The sequence below is a fragment of the Hymenobacter sp. NBH84 genome (genome assembly GCF_014217645.1).
GTDB lineage: Bacteria > Bacteroidota > Bacteroidia > Cytophagales > Hymenobacteraceae > Hymenobacter > Hymenobacter profundi.
Genome location: NZ_CP043644.1, coordinates 719,120 through 740,394 on the forward strand (window position 1 = coordinate 719,120; position 21,275 = coordinate 740,394).

Sequence of the window (21,275 nt, forward strand, 5' to 3'; positions counted from 1 at the left end):
ACTCATGGGTAAGAAAAAGTTAGATGTCAGTGACACGGCGATAGACGTGGCAGGTGGAGTACTTGGAGCCGCTATCGGATTAATTCCAGGACACAACACTGCACTGATGGGTGCAGCACTCAGCCCTATTTTCTCAGCTGCATTGAAGGATTTGAGAATGCGTGTATCCTCTAACCGAGAGCAACAGCGCCTTGATAGTGCGACGGTTTATGTGGCAGATAGTATTATAAAGAATATACAAGCTGGCAAAATCGTTAGGCAAGACGACTTCTTTCAAGGAGAAAATAACTTTTCAAGTGAGGGTGCAGAGCTTTTAGAGGGGGTCTTGTTAAAATGTAGAGCTCAATACCAAGAAAAAAAAGTGCAGCTTATTGCTAACATATTTAAGAATATTGCTTTTGATGCTACTATTTCAGCACAGATGGCATATCAAGTTCTGAGTATGGCTGATGGACTCACTTACCAGAACCTTTGCTTACTATCTTATTTTGGTAGAAGGCAAGACTTTCTAGAATTTCAAATACTCAAAGAGCCTTTTAGTATGTACCCAGATGCCTTTGGCATCGACACATGGGTTGTTGCGCATGACATACTAGAGTTATATAATAGAGGTATTTTATCTAGCCAGAGTGGTTTTATGGAAAGTACCTCTATTACACCTAGTAATATAGGATTAACTGTTCGTGGTAAAGGGGCTTTTGATTTGATGGACTTGAACAGTATTCCTAATGATGATGTGCTTGCTGTTATTAGACCTTTAGAGTATAAGGCACACTTCGGAACAGGCCGTTTTGGCCTTATAAATGGTGAAAAACCATTAGCATAAGTGTTCTTTTCTGAACGGTTTTAGTGACTGCTTTAGCGCCCTCGAAAACGCGGTTTTTGGGGCGTTTTTACATAGGTAATCTGAACACCTATCTTGTGGTTCGTTTTACGTTAAAATATCAACTGACATAACTACGTAATGAATAAAGACGGACTAGATATTCCGCAAGCTGATGGAAGAGATGTCGCTCACATAGCCATTTCAACTATGATATCTGCTGTGCCCTTTTTAGGAGGAGCAGAATTACTCAAATTCATCGTTACTCCTTCTTTAGAAAAGAGGCGTGAAGAGTGGATGGAGGTAGTCAGGGATGCTATTCGTGAATTACGAGAAAGAGAACTGGTAGATATTGATGCTCTCAGAGATAATGAGGAGTTTATAACTCTTCTACTTAACGCTACTCAGGCAGCTTTAAAAACTCATTTCGTTGAGAAGAGACAAATGCTTAAAAACGCAATTGTTAATTTCTTCTCTACTAAAATAAGGTATGATGTTGCAACTATATATGTCGATCTTATAGAAAGGTTAACTCCTACTCATGTTGCCATGTTAAAATTTATAAGTGAGAATAGAGAAGAAATAGGGTACACACAATCCATAGATGATGCTTATCAGGTATTCAAAGATGTATTGTATTCTAGTGATATACTTCTAAATATTGAAAAATATGAGTTTAGAGCGCTGTTTCAAGCATTAGATCAATCTGGACTTATTCTTTTGAGTGAAGGATACTTATTACCTGCTGAGCAGGTTAATTCTCCGTCGTTGATGGCATATGAAGATAGCGGTACATCATTACTACCCTATGCATTACTGACTAGTTTTGGAATTGCCTTTATGAGCTTCATTGAGCAATCATGCGAGTAGCTCTATATGCCCGCGTGTCGACCGGCGACAAAGATCAGGACCCGGAGAACCAACTCCTCGTGTTGCGGCGCGAGGCCCAGCGAGCCGGTGACGTGATCTATAAAGAGTACATTGATCAGGAGTCCGGGCGCAAGAGCAGCCGGAAGGCGTTCCAGGAAATGATGCGTGATGCCCAGAAGCGGCACTTCGAGTTGGTGCGCGTCTGGGACCTGAGCCGCTTCAGCCGCGAGGGTATCGAGAAGGTGTTCGAGCACACGTCTTTTTTGGAGCAGTGCGGCGTGGCCTTCTGGAGCTACTCAGAGCCCCTGCTCAATACCGTTGGCCCTATGCGTGAGCTGATGAAAGCCATGGTGGCGTGGGCTGCCGGCTATTACTCGCAGCGCCTGAGCGAAAACGTGCGGGCAGGCTTGGCCAGGAAGCGGCTCAAGGCCGAGGAGAAAGGGGAGGAGTACACCCACGGCCGCCGGGCAGTGGCGCCGGCACTCGTCGCCCGGATCCAGGAACTGCAGGCGCAGGGGCTGAGCGTCCGGAAGATCAGCAAAGAAGTGGTAATGCCAGTCGGTACCGTGCATAAATATTTGAAATCAAACAAATAGTCATAATCAAACAATAAATAAGTTTATTCTTCGCTCCAAGGATTTATATATTTTCTTGATAGAATATTAATGAAGTTTTCTGTAAGTATTTTATATAAGGCAATAGCTTCACTAACATAGTTTGTGTCAATAGATCTCAGATCACCATTTTTAAAAGAAGCGTCTTTAACTAATTCAAGATAGATGCTATTTACTACACCCTTATTATGTGTATATATATTTCTTGTTGCTCTTTTTTCTGTGATATCTTTTTTCTGATCTTCTGTTAAAAGGACATCATTAAGATTGGTTTCAATAAATTTTATTTGGTCAGCTATTGACTTATAGCTCGTCTTAATTACCTTTTCTTCTATAATACTGTTTATCAAATCGTCTATGCTATTGCTTTTTAATAAAGCTGAATAAGAAACTGATTTTTCTTCATTCGTATTATTTTTAGATATTATTAGGACTCTGTTTTTTTTAAACATTTCTCTTATGAGATCTGTTAAAGCCGAATCAAATATAGAATTCAAATAATTGTATGAAACTATCGTATTCATATTGATTATTCTATCTTGTTTCTGAATTCGCTCTGTATATCTCGTTATATATTGCTTGAGAGTGGCTTTTGTATATTCTTGTCCTTGTACTGTAATTACTTCATGGTCTTGATTCTCTGCAGAGCTTTCATAAGCCTCTCTCATCAAGCGAGCCACATTCCTATACTGCTCTAGAGTAGCCCCTATGGTTTGGATTTCATCTGCTTTAAAACCATCAGGACTATAGTTAGATGCTCTGATGAAATAATCTAATGCATCCGCTTCGCTGTTAAAATTGAGTAAGATGTCCCTTAGTCGGTTAGCAAGCAGACCGTTTGGTGCTTCTTTAGACATTACTATGTTATTTTATAAGGTGATTCTGTCTCTATAAAGGCTGAAATCTGCCACTGAATCTGCCACTGATAAATAAAAAAGCCCCTTAACAACATGGTAAGGGGCTTTTTGGTGGTCGCGCCAGGAATCGAACCTGGATCAAGAGCTTCGGAGACTCCTATACTATCCGTTGTACTACGCGACCCAGTTTGTGAGGCGCAAAACTAGACAGAAAATGCGCCGTTGCCAAACCACGAATGGCTTTTTCTGCAAAATCATACACTCGGTTATAGTAACCTTCCGCGGCTCAGTCCAGTTAGCATACATAACTGTTTACTTTGACCCATTCTTTTTATGGCAAGCACCGAAAAAAAGACTCTCTATACGGCCGATGCAACGGCTATTGGTGGCCGCAGCGGCCACGTACGTTCCGCCACCGGTATCATTGACCTGGATATGTCGGTGCCAGAAGGCCTGGGCGGCAAGAAAGGCGCTACCAATCCCGAGGAACTGTTCGCAGCTGGCTATTCATCCTGCTTTCAGCAGGCGCTGCTGGTAATTGCCCAGCGCGCCGGCGACAAGCTCGACCCACAAACGGAAGTGAAATGCTCCGTAGAGCTATTTCAAGAAGGTGAAGCCTATGGCCTCTCTGCTGTTCTGGATGTAGACCTCAAGGCTTTCGACAAAGACAAAACTATTGACATGGTGCGGCAGGCACACAAAATTTGCCCTTACTCAGTAGGAACCCGCGGCAACATGGAAGTAGAATTGCGTGTGCAAGGCGAAGCCATTCCGGTAGAAGCCAACGAAAACGCTGGCGTTGCCGAAAAAGGCGGCATTCAGTAGCCGTTTTCTAGCTTACTGCAAAAGAAAAGCCCGCTGGAATACTCCAGCGGGCTTTTCTTTGTGTAGATAAGGCTTAAGCGTTTTGCATTGCTAATACCTCTTTTACTTTTTCAGCAGCATCCTTCAGGAGCACGGCCGAGTACACTTTCAGGCCCGACTCGTCGATGATGCGGGCTCCTTCTTCAGCGTTGGTGCCCTGTAAGCGCACGATAATCGGCACTTTAATGTCGCCAATGTTTTTGTAGGCTTCTACCACACCATTTGCTACCCGGTCGCAACGTACGATACCCCCGAAGATGTTGATCAGGATAGCCTTCACGTTCGGGTCTTTCAGGATGATGCGGAAACCGGCTTCTACGGTTTGCGCGTTGGCTCCACCCCCTACGTCGAGGAAGTTGGCAGGCTCACCGCCCGAGAGCTTGATGATGTCCATGGTAGCCATAGCCAGACCGGCGCCGTTCACCATGCAGCCCACGTTGCCGTCGAGCTTCACATAGTTCAGGTTCGATTCGGAGGCTTCTACTTCCAGCGGGTCTTCCTCGTTGGTGTCGCGTAGGGCGGCAAAATCCTTGTGGCGGTAGAGGGCGTTTTCGTCCAGCGTCACTTTGGCATCAACGGCCAGAATCTTGTTGTCCGAAGTTTTCAACACGGGGTTGATTTCGAACATAGCCGAATCCGTTTCGTCGTAAGCCTTGTACAGAGCCGTCACGAACTTTACCATCTCCTTCTGAGCCGGGCCGGTGAGGCCCAGGTTGAAGGCAATTTTGCTGGCCTGGAAGGGGCGCAGGCCTACAGCGGGGTCTACGTACTCCTTGTTGATTTTGTCGGGATGCTCTTCGGCTACCTCCTCAATGTCCATCCCGCCTTCAGTGGTGTAGATGATGACGTTTCTGCCGGTGGCGCGGTCCAGCAACACGCTCATATAATACTCCTTGGTCTCCGACTCGCCGGGGTAGTACACGTCCTGGGCAACCAGTACCTTGTGCACTTTGCGGCCTTCGGCGCCCGTTTGCTTGGTTACGAGCTGCATGCCAATGATCTGGCCAGCAATGTCTTTCACCTGCTCCAGGTTCTTGGCGAGTTTCACCCCGCCCCCTTTGCCGCGCCCGCCAGCGTGAATCTGGGCTTTGATAACGTACCAGCTGGTGCCGGTTTCCGCGTTCAGCTTTTTCGCGGCTTCTACAGCTTCTTCAGCCGTATCGGCCGTGATGCCTTCCTGCACGCGCACGCCGTAGCGCTTGAGTATTTCTTTACCCTGATACTCGTGAATGTTCATAGAGGTCAGTTGAAAATGGGATTCGGGTCGTATTAGTAAGCGCGAAAGTAGACAATAATCGGGGGAAACGGAACCTGGGCTTTCGGCCGGATTTTGGCACGTGCTAGGGCTTTCGCAGAAACAGCCCATCTGCGCGACCACAAACTCCGGCTTTCCTCCGTAGATTTGTTTTCCTACCCCGACTATATCCATCTGCTGTGCTGCAAGCCATCAACGTCCGCAAGACATACGGTTCCCTGGAAGTTCTGAAAGGTATTGACCTGACGATTGAGAAATCCGAAATCGTCAGCATCGTCGGCTCGTCGGGGGCGGGTAAGAGCACGCTGCTGCACATCCTGGGCACGCTGGACAACCCCGATACGGGCGAAGTACTGTTTGATGGCGAATCAGTGAGTGCCTTGAAGCGCTCCGACCTGGCGCGGTTCCGCAATCGGCACATCGGCTTCATCTTCCAGTTTCACAATCTATTGCCCGAGTTTACGGCCCTCGAAAACGTGTGCCTGCCCGCCTACCTAGCTGGGCGCTCGGAGAAGGAAGTGCGCGTGCGTGCCCGCGAGTTGCTGGGGATGCTGAACTTGGAGCGCCGCGCCGACCACAAACCTTCGGAGATGAGCGGCGGCGAGCAGCAGCGCACCGCAGTGGCCCGTGCCCTGATCAACTCCCCGGAAATCATCTTTGCCGATGAACCCAGCGGTAACCTCGATTCGCAGAATGCGCAGGAGCTGCATCAGATTTTCTTTCTGCTACGCAAAGAGCTGGGCCAGACGTTTGTGATTGTAACGCACAACGACCAGTTGGCCGAAATGGCCGACCGTACCATCACGATGAAGGATGGATATATCTCGGAGTAAACCCGTCAGTAATAGGAGCGTATACTACACATAGGTAGGAACTTTCCTTTCTAGTATACCCTTTCTTATATACCTGGCAACGCGTCCGACATGCCCCGGGCCGTTTGTGTAACCCGTCTTGCTGTTTCTAGAACAGTGAGACGGGTTTTTTGTGTGCGGTAGGGGCGTTATGTTGAAGGCAGCACATAGAATTTGGGGAACCCAGAGAAAAGGCCGTTACGGTGCAGTAGGCTAATCAATTGCTACCCTACTTGCTATGTAGACTAGCCAACATAGTGGGACAAGGTATCTGCCTCAATTTTTTAGCAAAATGTTTTTGCAAATGAATTTTGGTGTTGCTAATTTTGTTAGGATATACAAAACGATATGTAGTTTTTAAGTTGCTGATAATCAAAGGAAAAATTTGCTAGAAAATCCTTGATTTGTTGCACCTATTTCACGCTGCATTCGTTAGTAATCTGAACATCATAACGTATTAAAGGGAAGACGCCATGAGCGAAGTAACCAAGACCACCAACAACACGAAAGAACCAGCCCGCAAAGCCAAAGTAGAAAGCTACGACATTGCGCGCTCTGATGAAACGTTGCACTTGGCCACCGACTTGGCGAAGTTCATCAAGGACAACAAACTCTCCACTACCGTGCAGGGTAAGGAGTTTGTGAACGTGGAAGGCTGGCAGTATGCCGGCTCGCGCCTGGGTATTGTGCCCATCGTTGACCACGTGATTAATGTCAGCACCGAAACCGAGCTGAAGTATCAGGCTAAAGTGACGCTGTTTGACCTGCGTTCGGGCCATACGGTAGGCGCTGGCTTTGCGGTGTGCTCCAACAAGGAGAACGGCAAGAAGTTCTACCAAGAGTTTGCCATCATGAGCATGGCGCAGACTCGTGCCATTGGCAAGGCTTACCGCAACATCCTGGCTTGGATCATCCGTGCTGCTGGCTACGAGCCTACCCCTGCCGAAGAGATGGACTATGGCAACAATACGCCCGAGGTGAAAGCTCCGGTAGTAGCTCAGACTGCCGCTGATGCTCCGGCACCAGCTGTAGCGGCCGAAGCCCCAGCCCCAGCCATGAAGGCCGTACCCGCCGAGCAACCAACTGCGCCTGCTGTTACCTATGCTTCGGCTGCGCAGAAGGAGGAAATTATTCGCCTACTCAACCACCCGGTGATTACGCGTCAGGAGAAAACCAAAATGCTCTTGAACATCAACCGTCTTGATGAAGAGCGTGCTACCCAGGCTATTGCTAAACTAAAGAAAGCCATCGACGACCGCGAGAATGGCGAGTCGGCCGCCGCTTAAACAACAAAACCAACGACTACATATACGAAAAACCCGGTACCGCATGGTGCCGGGTTTTTTAATGCGATGACAGGTAGGTAGCGTATGCTGTAAATGAAGCGATGAACTGCGGAAGCCTTTTATGGTATAATCAGGTATACTGCACCAGCTATGTAGCACGAGTGGAAGGGTATAGAGCTGCGCTGTTCCACCATAGTGAATAGTAGCTAGGCAGTCCCTCCTAAAGAAGATATCCGTTCTTTCAAAGCTGTCATAATCTGCGTGAAGCTTTGGGGCGAATTCAACATAACTGGCGACTGAAACTTAGCAATACTCAGCCATTCGTATGCTGTAGCCATATCATCGAAAAGCGCTACCACCGGAGACGTAAGCTTTTCCAGGGCTATTTCGGTGTCGTTTTGGATGTGCATGTCAGGCGAACATATCCAGGCTACGTATTCAATGCCCAGCAACCGTAGATGAGGTAAGAATTCATTGGCTAGCCACGGTGCTACCTCCGGCGTAACTTTCGCAACGTTGGTATTGTCGTTCAGGATACGCTTGTATCGTCTGATAAGGAAACAGCGCGCTAATTGTAGGCAGTTAGAGCGCACAGAGTTCAGTGTTATCTCACCGTGCCAATCCAAATAAAGCCAATTATTAGCATGATCATAGTAAGCCTTTACATTGGAGGTAGCTAGGAGTAACTCTTGTTCCATAGAAGCGATGTAGGGCAGTAATGTGCTAAAAAAGGAAATGATTTAAGTGCAAATGTACTACTATTTATACTGATATAATACAATAAAAAATATCTTTATATAACTAATGCAACTTATAAGAAGTTGATATATGCATGTCTGCTAGAGCTATTGAGAAATGTGTGTATTAGCAAAGTATAAATTGTATAGGCTTATTTAGACTACGTATTCGTTGAACGATAGGAACCAGAGTGAAATGCTTGCATCGTATTCATTCTTATGAAGCTTAATCGGACAGTATACACGAGTCTAAAGAAGGAAGAAGGAATGGGATAAATGATTTTCTGCTCTGTAATCGTGATTTTCATATGTGGCATTTCGTTATTTATCTAGGGGCTTAGGAAGCAAAACTAATTAGAGGGGCTGTTGACGAAGCAATTTAAGTAAGAGTTTGTACAGGTCTTCGTGGCGATGATTGAAGCGAAACTCGGCCTCTTTCAAGTGTAGTAAAAACGTATGGTTGGGCACGCCCTTGAAGCGTTGCAGATGGGCTTTGGCAAAGCTCCAAAATGATTCAATCCCGTTGATATGCGAGGCTCCCTGGACAAACTCGTTCTGCCCATGATGCACCCGAAAATGACGGTCGTAGCCCACGTCCACCAAGCCATCATAGCCGCGCCAGCCATCGGTGTTGACCATCGCCGTGACATCAATCTTACCCCGAATAATAGCTTGCAGGGTCTTTTTCGAGCAATCCGGGACGATTTCCGTGTATACCTGAGCCCCGCGTTTGAACAGGCCAAAGACAATGGTTTTACCCCCCGCTCCCCGGCCCCGTTTGCCGCGTACGCGCCGCGGGCCGAAGTAGCTCTCGTCCAGTTCGACGGCCCCGTCCAGGTCAGCCGGCACCGGGCTGCAAGCTAGCAGCCGGTGGCGCAGGCGCAGGTATATGTCGTTGACCGCGCGTACGCTCAGACCCGTCAGCCGGGCCGCGTCCGAAGCCGTCAAATCCAGCGCGAAAAGACGCAACAAGTAGCGAAATTTGACCTCGGAAATTTTGCTGCACTTATAATAGCGGTTAGTTTGCTGCATAACAGGAAGTTATGCCCCATTCCTCGCTTTTTGCTTCCTAAGCCCCTTATCTAATAACGAAATGCTATACATTGAGAAATAAACCGGAGACGTGAGTGCATAGCAGGCTCAGCAAGCCAAAGGCAGTAGAAAAGGCACCGGCCATAGTACCTTTGCCCCCTATGCTACCCGCCACCGACGACATTTTGCATGTACTCCGCCAAACCTGGGGTCACCACCAGTTTCGACCCATGCAGGAGGATATCATCCGTTCGGTGCTGGCGGGACAGGATACGCTGGCCCTGCTACCCACGGGGGGCGGCAAGAGCATCTGCTTTCAGGTTCCGGCGCTGGCGCGAGACGGGCTGTGCTTGGTGGTGTCGCCGCTGATTGCCTTGATGAAAGATCAGGTGGAAAACCTGCGAAAGCGCGGCATCAAGGCCGAGGCCGTGTACGCGGGCATGAGTCACCAAGAAATCGACCAAACGCTGGACAACTGCGTGTATGGCCCGGTGAAGTTCCTGTACGTGTCGCCCGAGCGGCTGCTCACGGATATATTTCGGGCCAGGGTAGGGAAGATGCGTGTGCGCCTACTGGCCATAGACGAGGCGCACTGCCTCTCGCAGTGGGGCTACGATTTCCGGCCGCCCTACCTCCAGATTGCGGCCCTGCGCGAGCTAGTACCTGATGCGCCGGTTATTGCCCTCACGGCCACCGCCACGGCGCAAGTGCAGCAGGATATTGTGGAAAAGCTGCATTTCCGGCCGGGCTACCGGATGTTTCAGCAGAGCTTTGCCCGGCCCAATTTGTCGTACTCGGTGCTGGCCACGGAGGACAAGCTGCGCCGGATGCTAGAAGTGGTACGCGGGGTAGGGGCCGACAAAACGGCCATTGTGTACGCTCGCACGCGCCGCCAGACCGAAGACGCCGCTGCCTACCTTCAGCATCACCAAGTGAAGGCTGCACCCTACCACGCCGGCCTGGGCGCCGAGGTGCGCCACCGCACCCAACTGGACTGGATGCAGGACCGCACCCGCGTCATTGTGGCCACTAACGCCTTCGGCATGGGCATCGACAAGCCCGACGTGCGCCTGGTAGTGCACCTCGACGCACCCGATAACTTAGAGGCCTACTACCAGGAAGCGGGTAGGGCCGGCCGCGACGAGAAATACGCCTTTGCCGTGCTGCTGCAAGGGCCCAACGATGCCGACGAGCTGCGCCGCCGCACCCAACAGGCCCACCCGCCGCTGGATACGGTGCGACGCGTGTACCAGGCGCTGGCCAACTTCTCGCGCACGGCAGTGGGCGGCGGTGAGCTAGTAGCGTTCGATTTCGATTTGCAGCAGTTTGCCGAAACCTACCGCATTAAGGCCCTGGACGCGCACAACGCCCTACGCACGCTGGGGCGCGAGGGCTTTGTGCAGCTGAACGAGGCCGTGAATAATCCCGCCCGCGTGCACATCCCCATCGACCACTCCGACCTGTACCGCTTTCAGGTAGCCAACGCCCAGCACGACGCGCTGATTAAGTCCCTGCTGCGCTTCAATGGCGGCGAAATATTTGTGGGCTTTCAGCGGATTTCGGAAAGTAGCCTAGCCCAGCACTTACGGGTGAGCGTGGTGGATGTGCGCAAAATGCTGCTGTTCCTGCATCGCTCCAACATCATCCACTACCAACCCCGCCACGATGCGCCCCAGGCCCTGTTCACTACCCCGCGCTTCGATGCCGACAAGCTGCCCCTCAACCAGAAATACCTGAACCAAGCCCGCGCACTTGCGCAGGAAAAAACCGAGGCCGTGCTGCGCTATGCCGATGGCGGCCGTTGCCGGCAGCAACTGCTGCTGGAATACTTCGGTGAGTTAGACGCGTCGCCGTGCCGCGTGTGCGACTACTGTCTGGCCCAGAAGAAAAAAGCGCAGGCCCCAGCACCCACCCCGGCCCTGCGCGAGCAAATGCTACGCCTGCTATCGGCTACTCCTCAAACACCCCGTGAACTTGTAGCGCAGTTTGCCCCCGCCCAAGCCAACGAAGTAACCGTCTTACTGCGGGAACTGGTGGAGCTGGGGCAACTTCGCTATGCCTCTGATGGCCGGCTAATGCGCCAAGGTACTGCCGAATAGTCCTATACGCAAACAGCCCCGGCTACCATAAAGGCGCCGGGGCTGTGCTCATCCATTCGGCAGAAGGGCTAATTCTACTAAAAGGTACCTGGAGGGGGTGCTGCAATTTCCTCGCCAGCCTTGCTAGATGTATCCTGCTTTTTAAGGTAGGATTACCATCCGCTCTACGCGGCGTCGCGGTCGGCTACTTTCACAAGGGCTTTGCCGGTGTTTTCGCCGGTAAATAAGCCCAAGAAAGCCGTTGGAATCTGGTCGAATCCTTCCGTAATGGTTTCTTCGAAAGTGAGTTTGCCCTGCTCTACCCACTGCGTTAGCTCGCGCACGCCCTCGGGGAAGCGCTTGGCGTAGTTGCTCACGATGAAGCCTTGTAGCAGAGAGCTGGTTTTGAGTAGTTTGCCTTCGGGACGCGGACCCACTGGTGTTTCCTCGGCGTTGTAAGTCGATATCTGGCCGCAGAGCGCGATGCGGGCGTGGGTATTCAGCAGATTGTACACGGCATCAGTAATTTCGCCGCCTACGTTGTCAAAATAGCAGTCTACCCCATCGGGGCAGGCGTCGGCTAGGGCCTGGGCAATGTCGGGCGTGGTTTTGTAGTTGATGGCTTCATCGAAACCCAACTCTTTGAGGTAGGCCACTTTCTCGTCGGAGCCGGCGGTGCCTACCACGCGGGCACCTTTGATCTTGGCCAGCTGGCCCACCACCGAGCCCACAGCGCCGGCCGCGCCGGATACCACTACGGTTTCGCCTTCCTTGGGTCGGCAGATATCAAGCAGACCGAAATAGGCCGTGAGGCCCGGCATGCCCAATATGCCCAGGTAGTAGCTAATGGGCGGCCCGTCGGTAGGCACCGGCGTCAGGCCCTTGCCATCCGACAGGCTATACTCCTGCCACGGCAGGTTGCCGGTCACCACAGTGCCTACTGCCAACTCTGGGTGCTGGCTTTCCACTACCTCGGCCACTACGCCGCCACTAATTGGCTGACCTACTTCGAAGGGCGGTATGTAGGATTTGGCATCGCTCATGCGGCCGCGCATGTACGGGTCAACGGAAACGTAGAGAGTTTTCAGCACTACCTGACCCTTGGAGGGGGTAGGCCGCTCGCGGTCTTCAAATTGGAACGTCTCGAAGGTAGGCTTGCCCTGGGGGCGGCTAGCCAGCAGAATGGTGCGGTTGCTCATGGTGTGGTATGAAAAGGGTGGAAAACAAAAACGCGTTGCTTTCCCAACGAAGCGGGAAAGCAACGCGTTGCGCAACGACAGGGCCGTTAGGCGTTGGTGGAAGTCGACAGGTTGACTTCGATGTTATTGCGGGTGGCACGCGAGTAGGGGCATACCTGGTGCGCTTTGGCTACCAAGGCTTCGGCCTGCTCCTGCTCCATACCGGGGATGTTCACGTGCAGATCTACGGCTAGGCCGTAGTTGTCGCCGTCTTTGCCGAAGCTCACGCTGGCTTCTACGGTGCTACCCGAAATAGGCGTTTTCTCCAGGCGGGCTACCAGGTTCAGGGCGCCGTCAAAGCAGGCGGCGTAACCGGCGGCAAATAGCTGCTCGGGGTTGGTAGCGCCTTCTTTGCCAGGGCCACCCATCTCCTTGGGTGTGCTGAGGGGAAGGTCAATAACGTTGTCGCTGGAGAGGGCGCGGCCGTCGCGGCCACCGGTAGCTTTGGCTTTCGCCGTGTACAAGCGTTGAATGCTCATATAACTAAGGGAGGGAAATGAAAAAAAGTAAAAGTGCGACGCATAACGGCGTCAGGTAAGCTTCTTGATAACATGATCGAGCAGGCGGCGTAGCGTTGCCAGCTCTTTCGTGGAGATTTCGAGGTGGGCCAACAAGCCTTTCGGAATAGAGCAGGCCGGCTTTTGCAATACCTCACCCGCCGGCAGTAGTCCAATAATGACGGAACGCTCATCGCGCGGGTCGCGGCGACGACTTACCCACTGCTTCTGCTCCATGCGCTTAAGCAGGGGCGTAAGCGTGCCCGAGTCCAGCAGCAGGTTTTCGCCCAGCTCCTTCACCGTCATTTCCTGGTGTTCCCACAGCAGCAGCAGCACTAAGTACTGCGGATACGTCAGATCGGGATCCAACTCACGCAGATAGGGCTGGTAGGCCTTGGTGAGTTGCCGCGACGCCGCGTAGAGTGGAAAACACAATTGATTTTCCAGCTTCAGCAGCGAGAAATCTTCTTCGGACGTAGTAGGTTCGGGAGCTTGTGCCATGAGAAAGTGCAATAATAACTGGTACGCGGACGTAATGTTTAATTGTGTAAAATTAAATTTATATACAACCTATATGCAAAGGATACGCCAAGCCGCCTACCCTGGGTAGGATACAACCCCGGCCCAGGGTAGGCGGATCAGCATACACTGCTGAAAAATAATAAATTAACTCTGTTGGTAGCTCTGCATCCCGCCCAGCAGGTTGCGCACATTCGTGAAACCCTGCTGGGTCAAGAAGGCCTTAGCTGAGGCTGACCGCCCACCGCTTTTGCAATGCACAATAATTTCCTGATCCTTCAACTCCTCCAGATCATCGAGCTTGTCGGGTAGGGTGCCCAGCGGAATGTTCTGGCTGCCGTCGATGCGGGATTCTTCGTTTTCCCAGGTTTCCCGCACGTCAATAATGGTGGGTGTTTCGCCGGCTTGCAGGCGTTGCTTGAGTTCGGGGGCGGTGATGTCGGCCATGGATAAAAAAAGGAGGGAATGAAAATTACGGTTTGCTGATAACCAAGCGCTTGGTAACGATGGTACTGCCGTCGGGGAGGGTAAGGCGTATCAAGTAGAGACCCGCTGGCAGAGCCTGCAAATCCAGCGTGGCCTGTCCGGCTTGCGCCACGGGCTGCTGCCAGACCACCCGGCCCAACGCATCGAGCACTGTAGCCGACTGGTAGCGCCCCTCTACCCGCACCCGGCCAGCACTAGGATTGGGATACAGCGTGAGAGCAGCCGCTACTCCGGCCGGCGTAGTAGCCGTAGTAATGCCATTGGTAAGCAGCGGGCGCATCATGGGTGCGTAGGCGGGTATAGCCGTTGCAACATTCCAAGTGCCCTGGGAGGTGCTGGTACCATTGAAGCCCGATAGCAGATAGCCAGTTGGAACGCTGCTATTCAGATCAGCCCCAAAATTCAGGAAGTCGCTGGTGGGTGCAAAGCCCACGTAAAAAGTGCCACTAACGGGGACTGGAGCGGCAAAATTGACATCTACATACTGCTGCCCAGCCGGGAGGGTAGTGGGCACGGCATAGGCACGCGTGGCTATTGCCTCTCGGTCAGGCTTGCCTTGATTATCATTCCATACAGCTATTACAATGCCTTGGCTGGTAGCGGTAGGGGAAGGAAGAGGATACAGGCGCAGGCCCTGAAGTTGGTCGGACTTATTCAGGTCGATGCGATACACAAAGTAGCCGGCTGGGCCAGTGCTGCCGCGCGGTACGTTGAAGGTTGCCTCTGCCGAACCGTCGTCATAGGCGTAGTAGTTGTTCAGCTCCGTCACCCGGTAAATCGTATCGTTGGGGAGGGTGCGTGGGGTTGCTTCACTGGTGTTCAGCACCACTTGGTGGCGCACGCGTTTAGGCTCAGCGGTGAGAGGTAGGGGCGTGCTGCGCAGACTACCCGTGATGGGGAACTGCCGCGCACTGGCATCCAATGACCGAGTCTCATTCAAAAAAACTGCCTGTGCCCCGTTGGGCAATACCTGGACGGTGCCAATGTAGGGCACGGGCGTGGGCACAATGGCGTCGAAGTTGTTTGCCGTGGTCGTTACCTGGTCGTTCAGCTCATCCGTTGGGTTTGCCGCTGCATTATACTGCCACACTGGCATGGCTGCATAGCGCTTCAACAGGCTATTGAGAGGAACACTAGTAGTAATATCCTGAATGGAGTTATCGGTGGCGGAGCGGTTGCGGTCGAGCCGCACGTAGTCGATGCTCCAGGCATCGCGGGTAGTAGCCAAGTTACCTACTGCTCGAAAGCGAAACTGAAAGTTGCCGTGCAAGTAGGCAGGAGTATTGACAGCAAAAAACTGCTCCTGAAACGTAGTTCGCACTCCTGTGCTGAGCTGTTGCCACACTACCTGCCACGCTTGGTTGCGGTCCAGAAACTCCAGTTGTAGGTACACAGGGCGCGCTCCACTGTTGGCTTGCGGGGCGCCCACTATGCTGCCGGCCTGCCAATAAAAGCTCAGGTATACATAGTCGGCTGCCGTGAGACCGGCAAGGTCAATGGGTTGGGACGTAAGCGTATCCGTGTCGTTGTAGGCGGTGGAAGGACCGTAGGGGTGGCCGTTGGCGCTCAGCCCATCGAGAGTAGCTACGCCCCGGCTGGGCGGGGCCACCGGAAAGCGGTTGTTAACTAGCGCGCCACCCGGTAGCCAGCGTGTCAGGCTGGGGGCACCTTCCACCGGAAGCGTGAAATCATCGAAGAAGGGTAGGGAAACCAGGGCCGGGCGTTGCGCCACGCGGGGCCGGACGTTGGTAGTTCGCGCTGGGTCGGCTTCGAGGGGGCGCACCGTTTGCGCGCGGCTGGGTACAGCCAACGCCGTCAGCAATAGCAAAAAGCAAAAGACGCGTAGCAGATAGTTCATCGGCAGGCAAGTTACGGACGCTAAACGTTAGGGCTGGCGGTTTGGTACGAAAGCAGTAGCGCGGAGCCAGCCAGCTCCGCGCTACCCTACTTCAATACCACCCGGCGCCGCTTTAGTTTACCGGCGTGAGCGAGGTAGGCTCGCTGCCCGCAATCCATAGATCCACCAGTTGCCCCATACGGATGGTGGCATTGCCAGTAGCCGCCGGGCGCTGCTTGATAACCGTACCCTCAGGCTGGTCGGTGGTAGCAGGCTGGTAGAATTTCTCACCTGGCTGCAAGCCCTGGCCGGCAAGCAGTGTCAGAGCCTCGTCGGCAGGCATGCCCACCACGTTGGGCACTGGGAACTCCTGGTTGCCCAGGCCGTCGCCTACCTCCAGATCAATCTTGGTGCCTTTGGTGACGGCCGCGCCGGGAGCCAACTCCTTGCCATTCATCATCTGCTTCAGCACTTCATTCTGCCGCAGATCGGGCACCAACGTAATCTTGCCCACCGACAAGCCATAGCTTTTCAGAATCATCTGCGCATTTTTCACCGAGCCGTCGGTGAGCCTGGGCATCTTGATCTGCGGCGGGTTCTTGCTCACCACCGATACGTAAATCTTGCGGTCTTCCTTCACAAACTCGCCGGGCGTGGGGTCTTGCATCAGCACCGTGCCGGGGCGCACGCCGGGCTCATACGTGCTGTCGTCCACGAAATAGCGCAGGTTGCGTTCGTCGAGGTAATCTTCCAGGTCGGCCATCTGCATTCCCGTCACCTTCGGCACCATAATGGTCTCGCCGTGGTTGGTCGAAATCGGCAGGTACACGAAGAAAAAGGCAAACAGCAGCGCCGCGCCCAGCACGCCAATCACCACCAGGTGCTTCACCACGTCGAAAGGCGTATCGGATTTCAGGAAAGCCATTTATTCAATTAAAAATTAAGAATTCGAAATTAAGAATTGAGGGTGGGAATAAACCGTTTGTCATCCTGAGCGGAGCGAAGGTCCTTCTCAGGGTAGAACGAGTCGTTATTGCGCCTGTTGTTCTTGCGTAATAAAGCCCTTCGCTGCACTCAGGATGACAAATGGTTTTCTATTCTCGGGCCTCCAACGCTGCCTTCTCTTGCCGCGCTTTGCCAAACTCCAGAATCTGGTCGATGAACTGGTAGGGCGTGTAGCCGTTGAGGGCCGTTTGGTGGAAGATACAGGTGGCGGGCGTCATGCCGGGTAGGGAGTTTACCTCGATGATAATCACCTCCACGGCGCCGGTCTGGCGCACGCGTACAAACGCGTCGATGCGGGCGTAGCCCTGGATGTCCAGAATTTCAGCCACGCGGCGCAACTCCTGTTTCACCTCATCGGAAATACGCTGGCGCTCGGTAGGGTCGGAGGCGTAGCGGGCGGGAGTGATGTTCTGGCCTTCACCAGCCAAAAACTTCTCCTCCAAGCTCAGCACCTCGCCCGTAGCCAGCGCCTCCGACGCTTCGAACACTTCAATCTCCAGCGCCCCGTTCTCGCTCCAATGCGTGAGCAGGCCACCAGTCACTTCTAGGAAGTGAGCCGCGCCGTCGCGGTCAATCAGCGTTTCCACCAGGAAGGCGTCCTTCTGCGGAAACTCCTCCTTGAAGCCAAGGTGCAGGGTAGTGGCCGCGTCGGGCATCAGGTCTTGCTGATTGCGGAAGATGAGGCGGCAGAACGCCACCAGCTCCTCCCGCGTCTTGATTTTCTTCACGGCCGAGGAGCAGCCGTCGTCGGCGGGCTTGGCAATGAAGGGGTAGGGGAACTGCGTTTCCAGCTCGTGGTAGAAACCTTCGGGGTCGGCCTCCCATTGCAGGCGGGTTGCCATGCGGTGCTCGGCCACGCGCAGACCCGCTTCGCGCAGGCGCTTGTTGGTTTCGAACTTGTTGATGGTAATGCTGCTGCTGGCCGTGCCCGAGCCGTTGTAGGGTAGGCCGTGCTTTTCCAGCTCGGTTTGCAGGGCGCCGTCCTCGCCGGGGCGGCCGTGCAGGGCAATAAATACCTCGTCTACCTCCTGGGCCAGCTCCTCGAAGGAGATGTGGCGGGGCTGGGCCGTGGGCTGCCCGGCATAGGTGCTGGTGATGCTCTCGGCTTCGCGGCGGATGCGCTGTAAGATCGGGTGCAGATCGTGGCCGGCCTCGTGCTGCTCAATCTTCTCCCGAATGTCGTCGGCGTTGTCCTTCAGCATCACGTTGATAGGCAGTACGTACAGCCGGAAATCCTCGCTGCTACCCGTCAGAAACACCGGTACCGGCTGGTACTTGGCCGACGACGACAGCTTCTCATAAATGTTGCGCCCGCTCTCCACTGAGATGTGCCGCTCCGAAGAGTAGCCGCCCATTATCACGGCCACCTTAGTGCGCGGACGGTCTTCCTGCTGGCGTTGGGCCACGGCCTCGTCTAACTGCGACAAGAGGCCAGCCAGTTGCAACGGCTTCATGCCTGCCCGCCGCCGTGCGGCCAGGGAGGTGCGCACGAGGTAGGTAAGGAACTGGCTGGGATTCAGCCCAATCTCCGCGGCCTGGTGGAAGAAGAACGATGCCGGCAACATGCCCGAGGTGGTGTTCGGGTCATTCAAAAACAGCTCACCATCGCTCGTCATAAAGCCATCCAATCGCGCATACACCTGAAAGCCAAACGTGCGGAACATCTCCTCGCACTGCTCCCGAATACGCTGAATGTCGACCTCTGGCAGGTCGATAGGCGTGATTTTGCGCGAGAGGCCGGGCAGATACTTCGAGCGGTAGTCGAACATCTCTTCGCCCTTCACAATCTCGGTAGGAGGTAGGGCCAATGGGTTGCCGGTGGGGTCCTCCACTACGATGCACGAAAACTCGCGCCCGTGCACAAACTGCTCCACCAGCACCTGCGTTTCGCCGTCGGCGTTGGTTAGGCGCACTTCGTCGGCGGTCAAGAAAGCCTCGTTTAGAACGCGTAGCAGCTCTTCCGGATGGTACAGTAATTGGCTGCTGGCTTCTTGTTCAGAGCTATCAGCTTCAAGTGATACTGGCAGGCCAATGCCTTCGCGGATGTCGGTGAGTTGTTGCACCCACACGAGCTTGTCGCGCTCCGTGAACTGCGCCCATTCCGAGCGGTACACGGTTTTGCGGAACAGGCTGCGTTCCACGGCGGCGCGGAACTTGGCTACGTCGTTGTCGCGCAGGATACTCACGCCAATGCTGCTACCCTGACGCGGGGCCTTGAATACGAGGGGTAGGCCCAGCTCCCGCGTGAGGTAGGCAAGAGTAGCCTCCGGGTCGGCGGCATCCCAATCTTCCTGCGTTATCACCCGAAAACCCGGGGTAGGGCGGCCCAATGCTTTCAGCAACTTCTTCTGGGCAATCTTATCGATGCCGAATGCTGAGGGGAGAATGCCCGAGCCGGAATACGGAATGCCGTACCACTCCAGCAGGCCTTGTATGGCGCCATCTTCGCCGCTGGGGCCGTGCAAGGCTAAGAAGGCAAAGTCCAGCAGCTCGTGCAGCTCGTGCGGGGCCACGCGGCGGCCTACCTCGCTGATGATCTGGTCTTGCTCCTGCTGCGTCAAGTCACCCAGGCTTTCGAGGTAGACTTGCAGCTTGTGCTCGGAGGCGGGTAGGGCCGACACGGGCGGGTAGAAGTCCCGGATGGTGCCTTTGTAGATGTACTGCCAATCCAGCAACACAAAGTTGCCGCGGCTGTCCACGAAGATGGGCACGGCCTCAAACAGGGCCTTGTCCAGATTATCATATACCGTGCGGCCGCCCGCAAACGAAATTTCCCGCTCGCGCGAAGTGCCGCCGAAGAAGATGCCTATTTTCATACGTAGTGCAAAGGTAGGAGGAGTAGCGCGGAAAAGCAGCGCGTAGGAGGGTAGCGTTATTGTGCGTCTGTCATCCTGAGCGGAGCGAAGGACCTTCTCACGGCAGAACGGCAGGCGTCACAACGACTCGTTCTACCGTGAGAAGGTCCTTCGCTCCCCTCAGGATGATGGGTAAATTAACACGCATCAACACGCAACATTTCCAAAATTCTCCCGAACTACGCGGCGCCGTCGCGTATAAGACGGTACCTAACCCAACCGTTTCACCCATGAAAACGCTCGATCAATACAACTTTGCCGGCCACCGCGCGGTGGTGCGCGTCGATTTCAACGTGCCTCTCGACGACGAGCTGCGCATCACCGACGACACCCGCATCCGGGCTGCTACGCCTACCATCAAGAAAATTCTGGCCGACGGCGGCTCCGTGGTGCTGCTCTCGCACATGGGTCGGCCCAAAGGTGGCCCCGATAAGAAAAACTCGCTCTACAACCTGGGGCTGCGCCTGCAACAAGAGTATGGCCAGCAAGTGAAATTCGGCGGCGACGTGCTCGGCCAGGAAGCCACCGACATGGCGAATAACCTGCAACCCGGCGAAATCCTGCTGCTCGACAACGTGCGCTTCTATGCCGAAGAAGAGAAAGGCGACCCTGCATTTGCCCAGCAGCTCGCCCGCCTCGGCGACGTGTACGTGAACGACGCCTTCGGTGCGGCCCACCGCCGCCACGCCTCTACGGCCGTGATGGCCCAGTACTTCGCCCCTGAAGACCGGGTAGGCGGCTACTTGCTGCAAAGCGAGCTGGACAACGCCAAAAAAGTACTCGACCACCCCGAGCATCCCTTCACCGCTATCATGGGGGGCGCCAAGATTTCGGATAAAATCGAAATTATTGAGCGCCTGCTAGATAAGGTAGATAACCTGATCATTGGCGGCGCCATGGCCTACACGTTCTCGGTAGCCGAGGGCGGCAGCATCGGCAACTCGCTGCTGGAAGCCGACAAGGTCGACCTAGCCGCCAGCCTCATCCAGAAAGCCAAGGAGAAAGGTGTGAACCTGGTGTTGCCCGGCGACAGCCTTATCGCCAACAAATTTGCCAACGACGCCGATGTTGAGGTAGCCGGCAACCACAGCATTCCGGTTGGCTGGATGGGCCTGGACATTGGCCCCGAGTCGCGCGAAATCTTCGCCGACATCATCCGCGACTCCAAAACCATTCTGTGGAACGGTCCGATGGGCGTGTTTGAAATGTCGAACTTCTCGTTGGGCACCGAGTACGTAGCCCGCGCCGTGGCTGAAGCCACTGAAAACGGCGCCTATTCCCTCATTGGTGGCGGCGACTCGGCCGCGGCTGTGAACCAGCTCGGCTATTCCAACCGGGTTTCCTACATCAGCACCGGCGGCGGCGCCCTCCTGGAGTACATGGAAGGCAAAGAGCTACCCGGCGTAGCTGCGTTGGGGTAGAAGGTGAAGTTGTGAGTTTGTGAAGTTGAGAAGGCGAAGTGAAAAAGCGTCTGTCATCCTGAGCGGAGCGAAGGACATTATCACGTTGGTACGAGTGTCGTTCAACTGGCATAAGGTCCTTCGCTCCGCTCAGGATGACAGACGCTTTTT

19 protein-coding genes and 1 tRNA gene are annotated in these 21,275 nt (G+C 53.8%); 8 read left to right on the forward strand and 12 right to left on the reverse strand.

What is annotated here, in order from left to right; translation table 11 throughout:
* The first annotated feature begins 4 nt into the window (after positions 1-4).
* From F1C16_RS03060 to F1C16_RS03070, 3 genes are all read left to right on the forward strand, one after another.
* Entirely contained in the window at positions 5-826 is an 822-nt protein-coding gene (locus F1C16_RS03060; protein ID WP_185282905.1) for a hypothetical protein, read from the forward strand.
* A 138-nt stretch (positions 827-964) separates the two neighbouring features.
* Positions 965-1,693, forward strand: coding sequence for a hypothetical protein (locus tag F1C16_RS03065; protein ID WP_185282906.1), 729 nt, complete (start codon positions 965-967; stop codon positions 1,691-1,693).
* Positions 1,684-2,289: a recombinase family protein gene (locus tag F1C16_RS03070; RefSeq protein ID WP_185282907.1), complete on the forward strand. Its 606-nt coding sequence runs from the start codon at positions 1,684-1,686 to the stop codon at positions 2,287-2,289. Before F1C16_RS03065 ends, F1C16_RS03070 begins: the two co-directional genes overlap by 10 nt.
* 23 nt (positions 2,290-2,312) lie before the next feature.
* On the opposite strand, the gene F1C16_RS03075 is transcribed toward F1C16_RS03070, so the two are convergent.
* Positions 2,313-3,164 carry a hypothetical protein gene (locus F1C16_RS03075; protein ID WP_185282908.1) on the reverse strand — a complete coding sequence of 284 codons (852 nt, stop codon included), beginning with the start codon at positions 3,162-3,164 and terminating at the stop codon, positions 2,313-2,315.
* 109 nt (positions 3,165-3,273) lie between these two features.
* Positions 3,274-3,348 (reverse strand) — tRNA-Arg (locus F1C16_RS03080).
* A gap of 149 nt (positions 3,349-3,497) precedes the next feature.
* Between F1C16_RS03080 and F1C16_RS03085 the strand changes: the two genes are divergently transcribed.
* On the forward strand, positions 3,498-3,989 hold the full coding sequence (locus tag F1C16_RS03085) for an Ohr family peroxiredoxin (RefSeq protein WP_185282909.1): 492 nt from the start codon (positions 3,498-3,500) through the stop codon (positions 3,987-3,989).
* 73 nt (positions 3,990-4,062) lie between these two features.
* On the opposite strand, the gene sucC is transcribed toward F1C16_RS03085, so the two are convergent.
* Complete coding sequence (gene sucC, locus F1C16_RS03090; RefSeq protein ID WP_185282910.1) at positions 4,063-5,265, reverse strand: ADP-forming succinate--CoA ligase subunit beta; 1,203 nt, start codon at positions 5,263-5,265, stop codon at positions 4,063-4,065.
* Between the two features lie 197 nt (positions 5,266-5,462).
* Between sucC and F1C16_RS03095 the strand changes: the two genes are divergently transcribed.
* Both F1C16_RS03095 and F1C16_RS03100 read left to right on the forward strand, forming a co-directional pair.
* Positions 5,463-6,116 carry an ABC transporter ATP-binding protein gene (locus F1C16_RS03095; RefSeq protein WP_185282911.1) on the forward strand — a complete coding sequence of 218 codons (654 nt, stop codon included), beginning with the start codon at positions 5,463-5,465 and terminating at the stop codon, positions 6,114-6,116.
* Between the two features lie 491 nt (positions 6,117-6,607).
* Positions 6,608-7,420, forward strand: a complete 813-nt coding sequence (locus tag F1C16_RS03100; RefSeq protein ID WP_185282912.1) for a hypothetical protein — start codon at positions 6,608-6,610, stop codon at positions 7,418-7,420.
* 206 nt (positions 7,421-7,626) lie between these two features.
* Here the strand turns inward: F1C16_RS03100 and F1C16_RS03105 are convergent, their stop codons facing one another.
* Positions 7,627-8,118, reverse strand: coding sequence for a hypothetical protein (locus F1C16_RS03105; protein ID WP_185282913.1), 492 nt, complete (start codon positions 8,116-8,118; stop codon positions 7,627-7,629).
* A gap of 393 nt (positions 8,119-8,511) precedes the next feature.
* Positions 8,512-9,189, reverse strand: coding sequence for an IS1595 family transposase (locus tag F1C16_RS03110; protein WP_185281262.1), 678 nt, complete (start codon positions 9,187-9,189; stop codon positions 8,512-8,514).
* A gap of 161 nt (positions 9,190-9,350) precedes the next feature.
* Between F1C16_RS03110 and F1C16_RS03115 the strand changes: the two genes are divergently transcribed.
* Positions 9,351-11,288 (forward strand): ATP-dependent DNA helicase RecQ, encoded by a 1,938-nt coding sequence (locus tag F1C16_RS03115; RefSeq protein ID WP_185282914.1) that lies wholly within the window; start codon positions 9,351-9,353, stop codon positions 11,286-11,288.
* Positions 11,289-11,452: 164 nt separating this feature from the next.
* Here the strand turns inward: F1C16_RS03115 and F1C16_RS03120 are convergent, their stop codons facing one another.
* The 7 genes from F1C16_RS03120 to F1C16_RS03150 all read right to left on the reverse strand — a co-directional run bounded on the left by F1C16_RS03120 (position 11,453) and on the right by F1C16_RS03150 (position 19,665).
* Positions 11,453-12,466 carry an NADP-dependent oxidoreductase gene (locus tag F1C16_RS03120; protein ID WP_185282915.1) on the reverse strand — a complete coding sequence of 338 codons (1,014 nt, stop codon included), beginning with the start codon at positions 12,464-12,466 and terminating at the stop codon, positions 11,453-11,455.
* An 86-nt stretch (positions 12,467-12,552) separates the two neighbouring features.
* Positions 12,553-12,984 (reverse strand): organic hydroperoxide resistance protein, encoded by a 432-nt coding sequence (locus tag F1C16_RS03125; protein ID WP_185282916.1) that lies wholly within the window; start codon positions 12,982-12,984, stop codon positions 12,553-12,555.
* A gap of 51 nt (positions 12,985-13,035) precedes the next feature.
* Positions 13,036-13,503 carry a MarR family winged helix-turn-helix transcriptional regulator gene (locus F1C16_RS03130; protein WP_185282917.1) on the reverse strand — a complete coding sequence of 156 codons (468 nt, stop codon included), beginning with the start codon at positions 13,501-13,503 and terminating at the stop codon, positions 13,036-13,038.
* A 165-nt stretch (positions 13,504-13,668) separates the two neighbouring features.
* A complete protein-coding gene (locus F1C16_RS03135) occupies positions 13,669-13,968 on the reverse strand; it encodes a rhodanese-like domain-containing protein (RefSeq protein WP_185282918.1) in 300 nt (99 codons plus the stop codon).
* Positions 13,969-13,993: 25 nt separating this feature from the next.
* The gene (locus F1C16_RS03140; RefSeq protein WP_185282919.1) at positions 13,994-15,865 is read right to left on the reverse strand and encodes a T9SS type A sorting domain-containing protein; all 1,872 of its coding nucleotides are present in this window, start codon (positions 15,863-15,865) and stop codon (positions 13,994-13,996) included.
* A gap of 112 nt (positions 15,866-15,977) precedes the next feature.
* Entirely contained in the window at positions 15,978-16,769 is a 792-nt protein-coding gene (locus tag F1C16_RS03145; protein ID WP_185282920.1) for a PASTA domain-containing protein, read from the reverse strand.
* Between the two features lie 169 nt (positions 16,770-16,938).
* A complete protein-coding gene (locus tag F1C16_RS03150; RefSeq protein ID WP_185282921.1) occupies positions 16,939-19,665 on the reverse strand; it encodes a D-alanine--D-alanine ligase in 2,727 nt (908 codons plus the stop codon).
* A 269-nt stretch (positions 19,666-19,934) separates the two neighbouring features.
* Between F1C16_RS03150 and F1C16_RS03155 the strand changes: the two genes are divergently transcribed.
* Positions 19,935-21,125, forward strand: coding sequence for a phosphoglycerate kinase (locus tag F1C16_RS03155; RefSeq protein ID WP_185282922.1), 1,191 nt, complete (start codon positions 19,935-19,937; stop codon positions 21,123-21,125).
* Positions 21,126-21,275: the final 150 nt, after the last annotated feature.